This is a genomic window from Bradyrhizobium sp. CCBAU 11357, from assembly GCF_028128865.1.
Lineage (GTDB): Bacteria > Pseudomonadota > Alphaproteobacteria > Rhizobiales > Xanthobacteraceae > Bradyrhizobium.
In genome coordinates, this window is record NZ_LBJW01000113.1 from 743125 (window position 1) to 759123 (window position 15999).

The following is a 15999-nucleotide window of genomic DNA, read 5'->3' on the forward strand; positions in this document are numbered from 1 at the left end:
TACATCGTCGTCGGCATGCCCGACCTACGGCGGTGCGGTCGACGTCGCCGATGCGGCGGTTCTGAAGAGCTGGGTCGGCGATATGGCCTAGAAGCTCGGCGGCATCGATGTCGTCGTCGCCAATGTCAGCGCGCTGGCGATCGGACAGGACGACGAAAGCTGGCAAAAGGAGTTCTCGACCGACATGATGGGCACCGTCCGGCTGGTGAACGCGGCCATGCCGTATCTGGAGAAAAGCGCGGCCGGCGCGATCGTTACGATATCGAGCGTCTCCGGGCGCGAGGTCGATTTCGCGGCCGGCCCCTACGGCACCTTCAAGGCGGCGATCATCCATTGCACCCAAGGGCTCGCCAATCAGCGGGGAAGGGCATCCGCGCCAATTCGGTTTCGCCCGGCAATACCTATTTTGAGGGTGGGGTTTGGAACATGATCAAGGACAACAATCCAGAGCTCTACAAGACCGCGCTGGCGCTTAATCCGACAGGACGAATGGGAACACCGCGGGAAATGGCTAACGCCTTGGTGTTTCTCGCGAGCCGCGCGGCGAGCATCATCACCGGCACGAACCTCGTCGTCGACGTTGCCTCGACGCGCGGCGTGCAGCTGTAGGCAGGCCGTATCGGCACTTGTTTCTCGCTAGAGCTTGCTGTTCCAAATTGGCCGTGATGGATTGGAGCGAGAGCGCGGCCTTGAGACGCCGGGAACGCCGAACTCCCCTGCATCAACGAAGATCCAGAAAGAGCGCTTGCAATTTCATGCTGGCCTTCAATTCCAGGGAGCAGAAATGCCTTGAGCTGCGGATACCTTGCGTGTGATGTCTCATGCTCGGGCCCTTCGGGCGCGCGATGCCGACGCTGATCGTGGTCTTTGTCCGGAGCGCCGTGCTTCCGCCCTTCGTACTCTCTCGCGGAGCCGCCTCAATTGAGCCAGCAGGCTCACGAGCTCGATCTTTGTGTCACGCAGAACAGCCAGGCTGCAAACCCCACTACTCACTACAACACCCCCAAACAGGCCCTTGCCGAATTCCTGACGGAAGCTCGGATTTGTGGCGACATGCCAGCAACGTCTAAGCGATGGCCGCCGGAGGCGTCGGTTCGTTTTGCGACAATGCGCGAAAATATTCTCAGGGGTTGCAATGCGTTGCAGCAGCAAGCGCTATCGGAAGGAGCATTTGGATACGCTCTCCGAAGCGCGCGTCATTTGCATCAGCACGTTGGCGCCGTACGAGCGGCCGCTACTGTTCTGACGATCGCCTCCTCGACCCAGGCCTCGCGGGCAAACCAGTTGTGATTGGCCCGACAGTCCGGACAAAGAGTATTGCCGAAAAACACGATGCTTCGCAGGAAAGTCTCACGATCGGATTTGATGCCGGTAGGAATCGCGCGGCCGGATTGCGGACACTTGACCATGATCATGCCCATACGAGCCTCCCTGAAACACGCATTTGTCGAGCAAAAGGGCCGGCCGGCTGGAGTGCGCTCTCGTCGGTGCGGGTGACTTGGGGGGCATCGCACCTGGGGTCGTTGTTCGAGCAAAGGGCAGCTTGCTCGTGACGACGCTTCTCCAACCGACCGGATTCCTGCTTGGCGAATTCTTGGGATACTGCCGGCTTTCGCCGCAATACCGAATGATGTCCGACCTCAACCGAAAGCTTCTGGGAGGCGCCAAATAATCGTCGTATCGAAATACCCGCGACTTCGTGCGGAACGTTCCCCCTGCAACGAAACCATCAATGTCCCCTCGACGGACAGGTCTGCCAACCGGATCACTGGTGTCACTCCCCTCGGTGCAGTTCGTTAACTATTCTCTTTTTTATTTAATGTGCAAATTAAAAGTGGCCTTGTCGGTCTGATTTGCGACTCTCGGCCGATTTATTTTATGCGCGGCGCGATGCATTGCCGAGGAACGTCAGTCCTTTTCTCCAGGCTTCAGCAGCCCTCATTCTCAAGTCAGTTCGGCGCGTGCTGCGCTTTGCCGGTTGTGCTGAATGGTCGCACCAGGTTCAAATATGAAACAAATTTTGATTATAAGAAAAATCAGTAAATCTCGTTGTTAATTGCTGCCGATCACGTAAGCTAAAGTCCTCGAGGTTTCTTCGGCTGGAGGAGACGATGTGGGAATTAATTCTTAACGAGTACAACCTCACCTCGGAGACGCTGCAGTTGGCTCAGATGCGCGAGGAATTGGTCAACATTGGCGAGAAGGAGCGTATTCTGAGAGAACGAAGTGCCGATCGCGAAGCTTATCGGTACCTCTTGGATGCTCATCGGTTGACCGCCAGAGCGAGCCTCCCTGGAGAGCAGGGGTTGAACATTTCTCCTCGAGACGGGGGCAAGGACGGTCAGCTCGCGGCATGACCGGCCGGATTGACGTGTCGAAGCGAGCCGGACCGGGTGGCGTGTGTTCGGGTGAATGGAAATCGCAGCGTCGCAGGCCGGGCTAGATTGAATGTCGCAGGCGGCGGCCGTTCGCTTGTCGGGTGCCGTCCCGGAGGCTGTCGCCGCCTCGCCGGCACAGGCCAGGCAGAATGGTTCACATTGGTGGAAGGCGTGCTGGAAAGATCGTCGGCAGAGATAGTGTTGAGACCGGCTCCGGATGCAGTATTCGCACTGTTGGATGGCCGAGCAATGATCTTCAGCGAAGCGGGGCAGAAGATCTTTGAACTCGACCGAGTAGGGGCATTCATCTGGTGTAAATTAGGGGAAGGCGCCTCGCTGGGAGACGTTTATCGGGGGCTTGCAGCGCAAGGCATTGACGAGCACGCGGCACGCCAGTTCACGCGACAGGCCGTAGATGTCTGGATCGATCGAGCGCTGCTCGAAGTCGATTGGCGAATGCCGACCGATTGCGTCTTCTCAGCTCATCTGGGTCGGCACAGAATAAGCGTCCGGGCTGCAAATCGGGACCTCTTGAGACGGCTGCTGTCGCCATTTTGTGTTTCGGACCAGAGTGCCGGCGGCGACGGCGACATCGCGATCGAGGCAATGATGCTGGATGAGCAAGTGTTCCTGCGCGCGGAGGATTCCAGCATTTCCAGATGCGAAGTCGAAGCACTGGCCCCTACGATCAAAGCTCACGTCACCGAGCGGCTTATTCGAAGCGATCGTTGGGTGTTCTCCCTACATGCCGCTTCTCTCGTGAAAGACGGCATGGGCCTGCTGTTATGCGGCCATCCGGGAGCTGGAAAGTCTACCCTCACGCTGCAGCTGGTGGACGCCGGATTCCGGTACGCAGGCGACGACGTCGCGCTGGTTGGCACCGACGGGACGATCTGCGGAGTCCCGTTTGCGATCACCCTCAAGGAAGGATCGTGGGACTTGCTCTCGCGACTGCATGGCGACCGCTACGACGCGACGCATTGCCGCTCCGACGGCGTTCGGGTGCGGTACGTACCCATTCCGGATGCACAGAACGAAAGCTTCTCCACAGGCTGGATCATCTTCTTGAACCGGGTCGCGAGCGGGCCGGCCGAACTGACCGCAATAGATCGTTTGGATTCGATGAAGCGGCTCGTCGAGAACGCATTTTCCAGCGATGGTAGACTGTCGCAGACTGGCTTTTTTGCGCTAAAGCGGATGGTCGCGGGCGCGCAATCGCTTCAACTCACCTACTGCGAGGCCGGAGAGGCTCGGCGTCTGCTTAGGGAATTGTGCAATGGCAGGGCATAGCAGCGCGCTCACGAGCCTCTGCAATTGCTTGCGGGGCATGCCGCCGGTCGAAGTAGAGTGGACGTCCGTCATCGGACTTGCAAATCAGACCCTGACGACGCCGGCGCTCATCGACTTTGTCGACAAATTCGCATCGATGCTGCCGGAGGACGTCTGCGCCTATATTCGCCATATCCACCGCCGAAATGGGTTGCGCAATGACCGCCTCGTCGTTCAACTCGAAGAGGCCGTCGTTGCTCTGAATGGTCACGGCATTACGCCGGTTCTACTCAAGGGGGCATCGACACTGGCGACCGCGCCCGAGGCGCGAAGAGGCGTTCGGATTATGTCCGATCTGGATATCATGGTCATGCCGGACGACGCCAGAACGGCAGTCGCCGCGCTAAGTGAAATTGGTTACGATATTCATGAGCAGACCCCTCCCGAAAGCCGGAGATGGCATGTCGATCTGAATCGCCCGCAGGACGTCGGGTCCATCGACCTGCAAGAGGCAGCTCCAGGGCCTGCGTACCTCTACCAGAACTTCGGGCATGTGCTGAACCATTGTGTTCCTGCGCCGCTCGGACGGGCAAGCGTATATATCCCCATGCCTATCTTCCAGGCGGTCACGTTGATCGTCCACGATCAGTTTCAGGACTATGGTTATTGGCTCGGCGACCTCGACCTGCGGCACCTTGTTGAATTGCGCGATCTAAACGCTTCCGCCGAACCCCTCGATTGGGAGAAGCTGACCTCTCTTGCCTCGAGCGACTTGATGAGGAACGCGGTCGAAACTCAGCTGATCGCTCTTGCCGAGCTGCTTGGCGTCGACATTCCGCATGCGTTGCGCTCCCGACTGATTCCTCGCCTGCAGTTCATGCGACAGGTGATGCAGGCACGTTTTCCGGCTACACGCGTTCCCTTCCTCGCAATGATGGTACTGGATCTCGGTAATCATCGGAAAGCGGCACGCGGCGCCGGGCGAGCTGCTGTGCATCCGCGTGGACTGTGGTCCCTACCGAGGGCGGACACCGTGCAGTTCCTGTTGAAGGCGGCCTTCGCGGAGCGCGCAGGGAAGGTCTAGATCACAAATGCCTTCGGTCGGGCGGCAGGGCCATCAATGCTCGTGACCACCAGCATTCCGGCTCGGCGCTTCGCCGTTCTCGCGAATCCTGAACTCCTCCAGCGTGTGCCCTGATTGGAGCGCTGCGACCAACCAGCGCGGCTGTTTGCCACGCCCAGACCAAGTCTCTGTGGGCTTGAGGGGATTGAAGTATTTCGGAACGACCTTCGGGTATTTGCGACGAGGGGGCTGACTTGAGCCAGTCGTTGTCGCCCCGCCCTCCGCCCCGGCGAATTGATCCGGCTGATTGAGTTGAGCCAGGCGCTTTTCCAATTCCCGCTTTTCGGCTGTGATCTTTTCAGCAAGAATCTTCGTCAGCTCCTCGTGGAGGAGCCAAAGTTCTTCAAAGTCCATGGCTTCGAGATCCTGCCTGCGCATAAGCATTCTCGTCACCGTTCGACCGGCACCTTGCGTACCTGTCTGTCACCTACGTCGAAGATCGCGGCGAACAATGGGCAGGGGAGCAAGGCTTGGTCTTCAAAATGGCCGCGACAATAAATAAATAATATATTATTTAATATATATTGCGAGGATTATTTTCATGTATTTATTGCGGGCGAGAAAACTTGCCGGAGTCTCGAAGAGAAGCATTGGAGATTCTCCACTGTCCACTGATCCCTCCTCAAGCGGCGATCAATCGGTTTATCGCGCCCTCGGCCGCAGCGGCCGATATTGAGGCGTCGAGCTACAAATACTGACGTTGCCGACGGGGCGGCCGAGCAGAGTGAGCTCGCGCTCCGTTTTCCGTTTAATGAGACGCCCCTCGCTTGAACCGCGTCTCGATACTCGCGCAGCGCGTGTTGTTACTAGAACCGCTATTAAATTCAGCGGATAATCACATTTTTAGTCTTGATTGGAACCGGCGACGCAGCTATGTGGAGCACCGAACTTGCCGTTCGGTTCCACGTTTTTTTTACACCGACCCAACCTAGCTTCTTGATTACTAGGCCGGGATTGTATTAAATGGGCGCAACCACAGGATGCCAGTATGTCGACCAAGAAGCTCGAACTAGAAGCGATGTCCCTTGATGATCTCTGGTCGCTTCATGAGGAGATTAGCGGCATTTTGTCGGATCGGATAAGGGCGGAAAAGCAGGAACTTGAGAAGCGTCTGGCGGTTCTCGGCGGCGGAATGGCTGCGTTAGCCGAAACGAGCGGGTTGGGCGTCTCTCCCAACGGCAAGCAGAGACGCAAATATCCGCGTGTACTGCCGAAATATCGTAACCCGCAAACTTCCGAAACTTGGTCGGGACGCGGCAAGCGACCGCGTTGGCTGGTTGCTGCCATGAAATCGGGCCGGCGGATCGAGGAGTTTCGCATCGGAGAGGCGGCTCCGAAGCTTCGACAGCGGGCGTGAGAACTTGCTGCGCCAGCGAACTGGCGCAGGTCGGCGCCTTACGTCGAGACCGAGCCTAATAGGCGTTGCGCCCTCGCAATACTTCCATAGGAGTTCGCAACAGGATTGCGAGATCCAGTCGAATACTCCAATTGTCGATGTACCAGAGGTCGTACTGGACACGTGTTTCTACCATGACTGCTGTAGGGGTGGGGCCCCGGCACCCATGGACTTGGGCCCAGCCGGTCAATCCTGGCCTGACCCGGTGGCGAAGCGCGTAGTTTCGCACGAGCTTGTCAAATTCACTGTCGTGCGCCACGGCATGAGGACGCGGGCCCACCAGCGACATGCTGCCGTCGAGAACATTTAGGAGTTGTGGCAGTTCATCGAAGCTCGTCCGGCGCAGCCATTTGCCGACGCGGGTAACGCGTCGATCGGCGCGGTTGGCCTGGAGGATTACAGGCCCGTCCTCGAGCACATGCATGGTCCGGAATTTGCGGATCAAGAATATTCGGCCGTTGAAGCCACAGCGTTGCTGCCGAAAGAATATAGGGCCGGGAGAATCCAGCTTGATCGCGACTGCAGCCAGCGCAAGCAGCGGGGCGAGCATCGCCAAGCAGAGGCCAGCCCCCATAATGTCAATCGTCCGCTTAATCGCGCACTCCAGCGGCGTCAGGGGGCCACGCTGGAGTTCTACACAAACGGCACTTCCAAGACTTCGCTTAGGGTGTCGAAGCAATTCGGACGTTGTGCCGACGGGCACGAAAATGATCGGGAACGGCAAAACGCGCAAATCGGCAACAAAGGCTCGCAATTCGGGCCATCGCTCCGGGTCAGCTTCCACCACCACCTGATCGAGCTGGCAGGTGCGGATGTGGTCGATGACACGGGCTGTGAGCCGCCTTCGGCAGGCAGGACCGAATCCGAACGGAGGCAAGCTGAACCTTTCTTTGACGAGATACCCGTGCATCGACAAGGTTTCGGACAATCCCACGTTCTTCGACAAGGGCTGATCGCTGATCAGGACAATATTCGTATTGGCGAACTTCCTGCCGCTCAGGGCCCTCCCGAGAAGCACCTTAACTCCCCACCGCTCACCCAAAAGTAAGCCCAGGGCCAAGACGCCGAAGAGCAGGCCTCGGTGCAGAGAGCTCTCCGGGCGGATTGCGAAGCCGAAAACCGCCAAAATGAAAAGCACCGAAGACATCCAAGCCAAACAGACCGCGCGGATCTGATTTCGGAGCGCGAGGAGCTCAACCGGTTGATAAAGCCCGTAGGCCTTCAGCAGGCAAACGAGACAAACTGCGCTAACCAGCGCCAAGCCAAGCGAGTTGCCCAAGTTGGCCGCGGCTTGTCCATTCTGCGCTTGGTACAGCAACGTGGAGACGATGCTCGCAAATAGGATGGTCGCAATATCAGCACCGAGCACTACGTGCTCGACCGCGTCATAACGGAGGGGCCATTTGGGCTCGGGGGATACTGTCGCTTCGGGACCGATACGATCCGTAACCTCCCGATCGGGGAAATGTCGGTTCACGAAATTCATGGCCGGGGCTCTGCGATTTAATATTAATTATTTATTAATTAAAGGTGTTTATCAAGTAAAATCCGCAGCTCGGCCTATTTAATGACGTGTGCCCCTTTGTCGCCGACTGCGATCGTAGCTTGGGCTGAGCTCGCGGCTCTTGAGGTTATCGAGAACGCATGCGGGAACTCCGCGCGTGCACCTCGTCGAGGAACGCCGGATCGAGTTCCGAAATCAGGCCCTCGAGATAGATCTTCCCATCAGCCGAGGCTGACCGGTAAGCGGTCACAAGGGCTGGCTTGAGGGCAGGCCGATGTCTAACGACGAGGCTGACGTCCCGTTTGATCAATTCGCGCAGATCAGTGTCCCGCACCATGGCATCTGCGGCGAGTGCGACCGATACGCGCAACGGAAGCAGGTCCAAATCATTCGGCGCGGTATAGTATGACATTCTGAGCATCGCTGCCGTGCTGGGCTGGGGCGAACTGTGCTTCGACGTAGCCGCGAGCAAGAGCCAAATGTCACCGCGGAGCGGCGAAGAGCGCAATGCACGAGCAAACTCGTCCGAAGTCATGGGAGGAGCCGTCCTTTGCTCGTCGGCAGCCAGAGCCGAATCCCGGGTAAAGCTAGATCCCCCTCGGATCCATAGGTCTCCACGCGCTGTCGCAAGGGAAACCGTCTTCGACATCGCGTTCGGCCCTGCTGCTGCAGTCGAAAGAACTGACGGCAAAGACGATCTTGCACCGAAGTACCGGTCGGGGAGCGCCATCCATGCTGCCTGCACGATCAACACAATACCAAGCACCATCAGGCTAACGCGGGGCCAAATGGTGACTGACGCTGAGGTCAACCTTCGGCGAGGCGCAGGTGTTTGATCTGCAATTTGGTCGGACGTCGCTTTCGTCTCAGACGATATGGCGTCACGTTCTGCGCCGGAGAGGCTTTGACCGAAAGCCAGGCCAAAAAGCGCAGCGACCAGAAGCGATGCTCCTAAGCCCAGAATTCCATGATCGGAAAACGCGAGTATCGTCACTGCAATCAAAGCGCCGGCGCCCAGCGCTGGGAAGACGTAATCGTAAGCACGTGACAGAGCACGTCTGATCAGAATAGAAGCGCAGAGCAACGCAGCAACCACCAGCGCGCAGAGAAAAGCCCACCCCATGTCTATAACGATCGTGGCGGCGGCGGTTGGCCATTCTGGCGAGTCGCCAACTCCAGCGTCCTGGTAAATCGGCAAAAGTACCGTCGAAGCACCCGCACCGGATCCTACCGGCGCGACGTCCTGCAGCATCCGTTCTGTTGCGGCCTGACTGCTCGTTGACAAGACGATCGTCAGATCGGTGTTCGTTCTGAAGGGAATGACCGTAGCCGTGGCAATGAAGATAATCGTGGCAGTTGCAAGGACGCCAGCAGTACCCCACAATCCCGGGAACCACCTGCGAACCGCGAACACCGAGAGCAAGATTTCTGAGCCGAGGAGGGCCGCGACGACTGCAGTTGAGTTGGCTCGAATGAGCAGCGCGGCCATGCAGATAATCATTGCGATGATCGCGGCGGACAGCGCAGGGAGCGGGCTTAGCGCAATTGTTCCTGGCCGACTGCGTCGGAGGACCTGATCGACCGCACGAATTGCCGTTGCGCAGGAGAGCAACACACCGAGCACCGCGATGGTTGAGCCGTCGGGCCCAGCCACACCGGTTATTTCCCTGCCGAACCACATGGCGGTAACGATTGTGGCTATCGACAGCAGAATATGCAGCAGTTGCGCGGCGCGATATCGGTCAAGCGCAATGGCTGCAGCAATGAGAGCTGCAGCGAGCACAGTGCAATACTGCACGAGCGAGAACATGGTCGCCGTGGTGTCGACTGTGATTTTCTCGGCGAGGGGCTCGTTTAAAGTCGCCGATGCAGTTGCCCAAATGGGATTGCCGAGTTTGCCAATCGGCATCGGCACCGCCTGCAAGGCCATCCAGAGCGCCGGAGCCGCGAGTACAGCGACGAGACTAGGACGGAGCAGTCTGGCAAGCCCGAGGGAGGAGGGCGGTAGAAAGATCGCGACCATTAGCGCCGCCGTTGCGAGTACCAACGACATCAACACCCAGCCTTGCAGGCTTTCCGGCATTGCGAACGCCGCGGCAATCGCCACCAACTCGGCCAATATGACAAGCCGGACCATCATGTAAACACCCTGGTGTGGTGCGGCCACTCCGCTGGTCCCTCGGGCCAGCTAACGGGTAGGCCGCTATGAACCAGCCTCAAGAGCCAGAAAGACCATAACGGATGTAATGGCTATCATGGTAATAGTAGCTCCGATGTCCGTCATATCGAGCCATCGCCTTGGTATCGGTCTTGCTGAGAACTGCCCCAATCAGAGATTCGTGAATGTTTGGTGCCGTGTGCAGTGCGTGTTGCACTACATCAATTTTGGTCCGGCCCCATTCGACAACGAGAATGTAGCAGTCAATCAGAGATGAAGTGGCTCGAACATCCACCAACGGTGTCAAGGGCGGAAGGTCGACGATGACGTAGTCATACTCGGCCCGTAAACGGTCGAAGAGTTTGCTTATCGAGTCCGCGCAAAGAATTTCGCTGGTGTGGAGCAAAGGTCCCCGACGCACGGCGGGCAGAAATGCAAGATTGGTCGTCGGGTCCCTCCAGACAGCGTCGGCGAGCGACCGGCTACCGTTTGCAACTTCGATGATGCCGCAGGCCGCCTTGGGCGCAAAGATGCCAGTCAGCGAGGGATTCCTGAGGTCGCAATCGACGATAATGGCTCTTTTGCCGGTGTGCCCGATCAATTGCGCGAGCGAAGCTGCAATCGTGGTCTTTCCCTCATTCGGTAACGCAGAGGTAATGCCGATGACCTGGGAAGAGATTTTCGCCGGATTGTGGTCGATGGCTAGCTTGATGGAACGAATGGCCTCCGTATATCGAGATAGCGGCATCCCGACCACCGTCTGATGAATTGCGGCTGGAGACGAAGAGATCCGTCGCTGAACATCATCATCGGTTTTCTGGAGGCGGATTGGTGGCTTGGGAGATTTGCGGGCCGGCAACAACGGGACCAAAGACAGACAAGGCAACTCCAGTACGGTTTCCACCTGTGAAGAGGTCCGAAAGACGCGGTCCATGACGTCTCTGAGGAGCGCCAAGCCGATGCCCAGCGCGAGACCGCCCAAGATGCCGAGCGCCAGTACCAACGTTGTCTTCGGCTTGCTCTTGCTCGCCGGCGGCAAAGCGGGAAAGAGTACCCGCGTGTCCGACGTGGGAAATGTCTCCTGCTGTGCGGAGCCCATATAACGCTGCAGGAAGGTCTCGTATAAGCTACGCAGGCCCTTTGCTCGGCTTTCCAAATCCTTGATGGTCAGTTCAGCAGAATTGACCGAACGGGACTGCGAAACGGCTTTGGATAATTGCTTTTCGATTTCTTCCTGGCGCTGTTTGGCGAGTTCAAATTCACTTCGGCTGACCTCGGCAAGTCTCCTTACCTCGTCGAAAATGGAGACGCGGAACTCTCGTGCGCGGTTCCGGACATTGACGACCGCCAGGTGGTCGCGACCGACCCTGGCCGCCAACTCGGCCTCACGTCTGGTGAGCTCCAGATATTGCTGGCGCAGCCCCGTAATAATCTGACTGTTCAGCGCGTCTGTCCCGATAGCATCCAGATTGTCTATCGAGGACGGATTTTTCGGATCGACGGCAAGGAGCGTTTGATAGCGAGCCAACTTGGCCGTGGCTTCAGATGTTTGAGCACGTGCCGCAGCCAATCGATTGTTGATTTCCGTGATCTGCTGCTCGTCGATGAGCTTTCCGTCAAATGAAACGATATTGTTCTGAGTCTTGTAGGCGTCGACGGCGCGCTGCGCAGCGAGAGCTTGGTCACCGAGATCACGCAGCCTCTCCTGCAACCAGCCTGTTGCCCTGCGATTGGCGTCGAATTTTGCATTGAGCTGGTCGGCAACATAGGTAGCTGCAACCGCGTTGACGATCTCGGCGGCTCGGGCTGCGTTGCTCGAATTGAAGCTTACCTCAATGACGTTGCTGTACCCGACACGCCCGGCTGAGAGCCGATTGAGAAACGCGTTTACGATAGTGTCCGATGGTCCGGCTTGCGCATCGGATGGCCCATGTTCCTTCGATGCATTCGAGGTCCATGACCGAATTCGCTGCCAGAGCGACTGAAGAGACAGCCCCGACGAATTAAAGTCCGGATCTTCCCTCAGTTTCAACTGATCGATTACCGCAACTGCAGTGGCCTTTGATCTCAGGAGCTGAAGCTGCGTCTCGATTTGATTGAGATCGAAAGCGGGCTCCGCGAGAATCGATTGCTGCTGGACAAATTGGGGCCTTGGATTGGCCAACAGGATCTGAACTTGAGCCGTATAGGTTGGAGGGACCAAACGGAGATAGAGCAGGCTGGCCGCAGTGGCGAGTGCGGCAGTGATAAGGATTACGAGATACTGGCGCCTCAGAAGCCCGATGCCGAAATTGATGACTTCCGTGATTCCTCCGCCGGCTGCCTGGGTGGGTTGGGGCAGCCCGTTCACCGGCAGCCGCATTCTATCGGTGTGTTGAAGATTGTTCTGGAGCATCACGTACCTGTCCGACGTTGGGTCACGTTGCGGCCCCCCGCGCGCAAGCCAGCATTTAATGAGACCTGCGAGAAGGCTGCAGATTATATACCCCATAAAAATCCACTTGCCAAATTAAATAAATCATATATTAATTTGGCTGCGGATGAAAATAGCGACGAGCCGGTTCTGTCTGTGTGTACGTTGAAGAACTCGATGGGATTTCCGTAATTTACGGTCACTCGCGGCGGCTCTGTCAAAAATAACGCGAGCGCTTAGCCGAGGTTGGGAGCTGGCGCAAAATTAATACCGTCGGGGATTATACGAAGCCCGATCCGATTGAGAGCGGGCAGGAGAGTAATCCAATGTTGGAACTACGGTCCTTGGCGATCCCTGATGTCAAAGTCATTCGCACAGATCGGTTTTCCGACGCCCGTGGTTACTTCTGCGAGACTTTCCAGCGACCGGCTTTTGCGGAGAAGGGAATTCTCCATGACTTCGTTCAGGATAATCAGTCCAGCTCGGATCGGATCGGCACGGTGCGCGGCTTGCATTTTCAGCGGCCGCCCTTCGCGCAGGCGAAGTTAATACGGGTGGTGAGCGGGGCGATTCTCGATATTGCAGTTGACCTTCGCCGTTCATCACCCAGCTTCGGCAAGCACATCGCGATCCAGTTGGATAGCGAGAGCGGTGAGCAGGTTTTCATTCCGAAGGGGTTCGCGCACGGTTTCTGTACGCTCCAGCCTAAGACCGTCGTCTTGTACAAAGTCGATCAGGTCTATGCCCCAAGTCACGACGGTGGCGTCTATTGGGCCGATCCGACATTAGCGATCGAGTGGCCCGTGGCAATCTCGGAGGCTCAGGTGTCGCCAAAGGACCAGACCCTTCCTACGCTCTGCCAGCTCGGTTGCGTTTTCGACTAATGGAGACGAGTAGAATGCGTATCTTGGTGACCGGCGGAGCGGGCTTTATCGGTTCTGCGGTCTGTCGCCGTTTGGTGTCACAGACTGGTGCCGCAGTGATCAACATCGACAAGTTGACATACGCAGCCAACCTGGCTTCGCTCGCGAGCATCGAGAAGCTGGAGACTTATGCGTTGCTGCAATCCGACATCTGCCATCGCGCGACCATGGATCTTGCGTTCGCCGACTATGAGCCGGACGCGATCATACATCTGGCCGCCGAAAGCCACGTCGACCGCTCGATCAACGGACCTGACGCCTTCGTCAATACCAACGTAATAGGTACTTACACGCTCTTGGAGGCCGCCAGAAATTACTACGAACGACTGCCGTCTTCGAGGCGGAAGCAATTCCGCTTTATCCATGTGTCGACAGACGAAGTCTACGGCTCATTGGGACCAGACGATCTGTTTCGCGAGGATACGCCCTACAGGCCGAGCTCGCCCTATTCGGCGAGCAAGGCCGCCGCGGACCACCTCGCACTCGCGTGGTTTCGGACCTACGGCCTGCCGGTGATCGTATCGAACTGCTCGAACAATTACGGGCCGTATCAGTTTCCGGAAAAGCTCATCCCGCTTACGATCCTCAATGCGATCGATCGGAGGCCACTGCCGGTCTATGGCGACGGTAGAAATATCCGCGACTGGCTTCACGTCGATGATCATGCCGCTGGCTTGATAAGGCTTCTGTACCGAGGAAGACCCGGCGAGAAGTATAATTTCGGCGGAGATGCCCAGCGATCCAACCTGGAGGTCGTCACCCGGATCTGTGACGTTGTGGATCGATTGTCTCCGGGCGCCGGATGTCGACGTTCTCTCGTTACGTTCGTGCCGGATCGTCCGGGCCATGATGCGCGCTATGCAATCGACGCATCGAAAGCACATCGCGAACTCGGCTGGGAACCGACGAGAACTTTCGAACAGGGCTTGTTCGAAACCGTTGGATGGTATCTCAAGAACCGAGCGTGGTGGGAGCGTGCTCGCTGCGGTGTCTATGACGGCTCGCGTCTGGGTCTCCTGGCTGCCCAAAGCTGAGGTGAAGATGACAGATCGACCGATCCTCTTTGCCGGGCGGAATGGTCAGCTGGCAATGTGCCTTCGTGATCTTGCCACAATGCGCGGTTTGCCTGCGGTGGCTCTCGGGCGCCCAGAACTCGATCTGGAGAATCGGGAAGGGATCGACAAGCTCATTGGGTCGATCGGGCCGTCTGCAATCATCAACACGGCCGCCTATACGGCGGTAGATCAGGCTGAATCCGAAGCAGCGAGGGCCTTCAGCATCAATCGTGATGGCGCGGCCGCGCTGGCGGATGTCGCGTGGCAACTGAACATTCCGCTCATCCATCTGTCGACCGACTATGTCTTCGACGGTGCGAAACCGGATGCGTACGACGAAAGCGACATTCCAGCGCCGTTGAACGTCTACGGCGCATCCAAGCTTGCCGGGGAGGCTGCTGTATTGGCAGCGCACCCGCTCGCGACCGTGATCAGATGCTCCTGGCTTTACAGTCCCTATGGCAGCAACTTCGTCCGAACGATGCTGCGGCTATGCGAGACGCAGCAGGTCGTAAGGGTTGTCAGTGACCAGCATGGTAACCCGACTTACGCGTTCGACCTCGCAGACGCCGTCCTCCGGATCGCACAACGGTCAGTAACGGACGATCGCAGGGCCACGGCCGGCATCTTTCATCTCGGTGGCCAAGGCGAGGCAAGCTGGCACGATTTTGCGCAGGCAATCTTCCACGAGTGTTCCCGTCGTGGTGCCCGGATTCGGGCGCTCGAGGCGATCACGACCGAGCAATTTCCGACCGCTGCGCGTCGACCTCGGAACTCGCGTCTGGACTCATCCAAGGCCGAACGCGTGTTCGGGATTCGCTTGGCGCCTTGGCGCCATTCACTTCAAGCTTGTCTGGACCAGCTGGTCGGAGAAGGAGAAACCGATGCTGAAGGGAATCGTGCTGGCTGGCGGCAGCGGAACGCGCCTCTATCCGATCACGCGCGTGGTCAGCAAGCAGTTGCTCCCGATCTATGACAAGCCGATGATCTACTATCCGCTGTCGACGTTGATGTTGGCAGGGATCCGCGAAATTCTGATCATCACCACGCCTTCAGACCGGTGTCAGTTCGAGCGATTGCTGGGCGACGGCAGCCAATGGGGTATCCGGCTCAGCTACGCGGAACAAACCCGACCCGCCGGTCTCGCGGACGCGTTCATTGTCGGTGCCGACTTCATCGGAAACGATCGCGTAGCGATGGTGCTTGGAGACAATATTTTCTTCGGCGACGGCCTGAGCGAATTGCTTGCCAGGGCAGCAGGTCGCGAAGAAGGCGCAACGGTTTTTGCCTATCACGTGCGAGACCCAGAACGATATGGCGTGGTCGCGTTTGATGAAGCGGACCGCCCGGTGTCGATCGAGGAGAAGCCCAAACGGCCGGCTTCGAACTGGGCGATCACGGGGCTGTATTTTTTCGACAACCGCGTCGTTCGCTACGCTCGCCGCGTCGAGCCATCGGCGCGCGGCGAGCTCGAGATTACCGATCTTCAGATGCGTTACCTTTCGGCCAATGCGCTCCATGTTGAACGCATGGGGCGGGGATTTGCGTGGCTGGATACCGGCACGGTCGAATCTCTCATCGATGCAGGGACGTTCGTGCAGACCTTGGAAAAGCGGCAGGGAATGAAGATTGCCTGCCTTGAGGAGGTCGCGTTCAGGCTCGGCTTCATCAATCGCGATCAACTTCTTGCGCTGGCGCAACCGCTGGAGAAGAGCGGCTACGGCAAATATCTCAGCGAAATCATGCGACTGCCGCAATTCGTCTCGCGCTAGCGCCACTC

The 15999-nt window shown here is 57.9% G+C and carries 13 protein-coding genes and 1 pseudogene; 9 read left to right on the plus strand and 5 right to left on the minus strand.

The window, feature by feature from the left end:
* Positions 1–28: 28 nt before the first annotated feature.
* Positions 29–609 (plus strand): annotated as a pseudogene (locus XI05_RS39255) (SDR family NAD(P)-dependent oxidoreductase); the annotation flags it as partial.
* Positions 610–1205: 596 nt separating this feature from the next.
* On the opposite strand, the gene XI05_RS39260 reads toward XI05_RS39255, so the two are convergent.
* Positions 1206–1421, minus strand: a complete 216-nt coding sequence (locus tag XI05_RS39260; protein WP_271511876.1) for a hypothetical protein — start codon at positions 1419–1421, stop codon at positions 1206–1208.
* Positions 1422–2111: 690 nt separating this feature from the next.
* Between XI05_RS39260 and XI05_RS39265 the strand changes: the two genes are divergently transcribed.
* The 3 genes from XI05_RS39265 to XI05_RS39275 all read left to right on the plus strand — a co-directional run bounded on the left by XI05_RS39265 (position 2112) and on the right by XI05_RS39275 (position 4731).
* Positions 2112–2357 carry a hypothetical protein gene (locus tag XI05_RS39265; RefSeq protein WP_271511877.1) on the plus strand — a complete coding sequence of 82 codons (246 nt, stop codon included), beginning with the start codon at positions 2112–2114 and terminating at the stop codon, positions 2355–2357.
* Between the two features lie 270 nt (positions 2358–2627).
* Positions 2628–3668 (plus strand): serine/threonine protein kinase, encoded by a 1041-nt coding sequence (locus XI05_RS39270; protein ID WP_271511878.1) that lies wholly within the window; start codon positions 2628–2630, stop codon positions 3666–3668.
* Positions 3669–3705: 37 nt separating this feature from the next.
* Positions 3706–4731 carry a nucleotidyltransferase family protein gene (locus XI05_RS39275; protein ID WP_271511880.1) on the plus strand — a complete coding sequence of 342 codons (1026 nt, stop codon included), beginning with the start codon at positions 3706–3708 and terminating at the stop codon, positions 4729–4731.
* 33 nt (positions 4732–4764) lie between these two features.
* Here XI05_RS39275 and XI05_RS39280 read toward each other — a convergent pair whose 3' ends face one another.
* Complete coding sequence (locus XI05_RS39280) at positions 4765–5148, minus strand: H-NS histone family protein (protein WP_172784582.1); 384 nt, start codon at positions 5146–5148, stop codon at positions 4765–4767.
* A 610-nt stretch (positions 5149–5758) separates the two neighbouring features.
* Between XI05_RS39280 and XI05_RS39285 the strand changes: the two genes are divergently transcribed.
* Entirely contained in the window at positions 5759–6127 is a 369-nt protein-coding gene (locus XI05_RS39285; RefSeq protein WP_271511882.1) for an H-NS histone family protein, read from the plus strand.
* A gap of 55 nt (positions 6128–6182) precedes the next feature.
* Here XI05_RS39285 and XI05_RS39290 read toward each other — a convergent pair whose 3' ends face one another.
* From XI05_RS39290 to XI05_RS39300, 3 genes are all read right to left on the minus strand, one after another.
* Entirely contained in the window at positions 6183–7652 is a 1470-nt protein-coding gene (locus XI05_RS39290) for an exopolysaccharide biosynthesis polyprenyl glycosylphosphotransferase (RefSeq protein WP_271511884.1), read from the minus strand.
* Positions 7653–7797: 145 nt separating this feature from the next.
* The gene (locus tag XI05_RS39295; RefSeq protein ID WP_271511885.1) at positions 7798–9810 is read right to left on the minus strand and encodes a hypothetical protein; all 2013 of its coding nucleotides are present in this window, start codon (positions 9808–9810) and stop codon (positions 7798–7800) included.
* A 76-nt stretch (positions 9811–9886) separates the two neighbouring features.
* Positions 9887–12223 carry an AAA family ATPase gene (locus tag XI05_RS39300; RefSeq protein WP_271511989.1) on the minus strand — a complete coding sequence of 779 codons (2337 nt, stop codon included), beginning with the start codon at positions 12221–12223 and terminating at the stop codon, positions 9887–9889.
* 344 nt (positions 12224–12567) lie between these two features.
* On the opposite strand from XI05_RS39300, the gene rfbC reads away from it, so the two are divergent.
* The 4 genes from rfbC to rfbA are packed head-to-tail and all read left to right on the plus strand — an operon-like array spanning position 12568 to position 15991.
* Positions 12568–13125 (plus strand): dTDP-4-dehydrorhamnose 3,5-epimerase, encoded by a 558-nt coding sequence (gene rfbC, locus XI05_RS39305; protein ID WP_271511887.1) that lies wholly within the window; start codon positions 12568–12570, stop codon positions 13123–13125.
* A gap of 14 nt (positions 13126–13139) precedes the next feature.
* On the plus strand, positions 13140–14198 hold the full coding sequence (rfbB, locus tag XI05_RS39310) for a dTDP-glucose 4,6-dehydratase (protein ID WP_271511889.1): 1059 nt from the start codon (positions 13140–13142) through the stop codon (positions 14196–14198).
* Between the two features lie 7 nt (positions 14199–14205).
* Positions 14206–15195, plus strand: a complete 990-nt coding sequence (rfbD, locus tag XI05_RS39315; protein ID WP_271511890.1) for a dTDP-4-dehydrorhamnose reductase — start codon at positions 14206–14208, stop codon at positions 15193–15195.
* On the plus strand, positions 15104–15991 hold the full coding sequence (gene rfbA, locus XI05_RS39320) for a glucose-1-phosphate thymidylyltransferase RfbA (RefSeq protein WP_212256479.1): 888 nt from the start codon (positions 15104–15106) through the stop codon (positions 15989–15991). The genes rfbD and rfbA overlap by 92 nt, the downstream gene beginning before the upstream one ends.
* The last annotated feature ends 8 nt before the right edge of the window (positions 15992–15999 follow it).

Coding starts and splice junctions, on each gene's coding strand:
- rfbD (WP_271511890.1), top strand. CDS start 14,206: ATGACAGATCGACCGATCCTCTTTGCCGGGCGGAATGGTCAGCTGGCA.
- rfbB (WP_271511889.1), top strand. CDS start 13,140: ATGCGTATCTTGGTGACCGGCGGAGCGGGCTTTATCGGTTCTGCGGTC.
- XI05_RS39290 (WP_271511884.1), bottom strand. CDS start 7,652: ATGAATTTCGTGAACCGACATTTCCCCGATCGGGAGGTTACGGATCGT.
- rfbC (WP_271511887.1), top strand. CDS start 12,568: ATGTTGGAACTACGGTCCTTGGCGATCCCTGATGTCAAAGTCATTCGC.
- XI05_RS39265 (WP_271511877.1), top strand. CDS start 2,112: ATGTGGGAATTAATTCTTAACGAGTACAACCTCACCTCGGAGACGCTG.
- XI05_RS39280 (WP_172784582.1), bottom strand. CDS start 5,148: ATGCGCAGGCAGGATCTCGAAGCCATGGACTTTGAAGAACTTTGGCTC.
- rfbA (WP_212256479.1), top strand. CDS start 15,104: ATGCTGAAGGGAATCGTGCTGGCTGGCGGCAGCGGAACGCGCCTCTAT.
- XI05_RS39270 (WP_271511878.1), top strand. CDS start 2,628: ATGATCTTCAGCGAAGCGGGGCAGAAGATCTTTGAACTCGACCGAGTA.
- XI05_RS39295 (WP_271511885.1), bottom strand. CDS start 9,810: ATGATGGTCCGGCTTGTCATATTGGCCGAGTTGGTGGCGATTGCCGCG.
- XI05_RS39300 (WP_271511989.1), bottom strand. CDS start 12,223: ATGCTCCAGAACAATCTTCAACACACCGATAGAATGCGGCTGCCGGTG.
- XI05_RS39275 (WP_271511880.1), top strand. CDS start 3,706: ATGCCGCCGGTCGAAGTAGAGTGGACGTCCGTCATCGGACTTGCAAAT.
- XI05_RS39285 (WP_271511882.1), top strand. CDS start 5,759: ATGTCGACCAAGAAGCTCGAACTAGAAGCGATGTCCCTTGATGATCTC.
- XI05_RS39260 (WP_271511876.1), bottom strand. CDS start 1,421: ATGGGCATGATCATGGTCAAGTGTCCGCAATCCGGCCGCGCGATTCCT.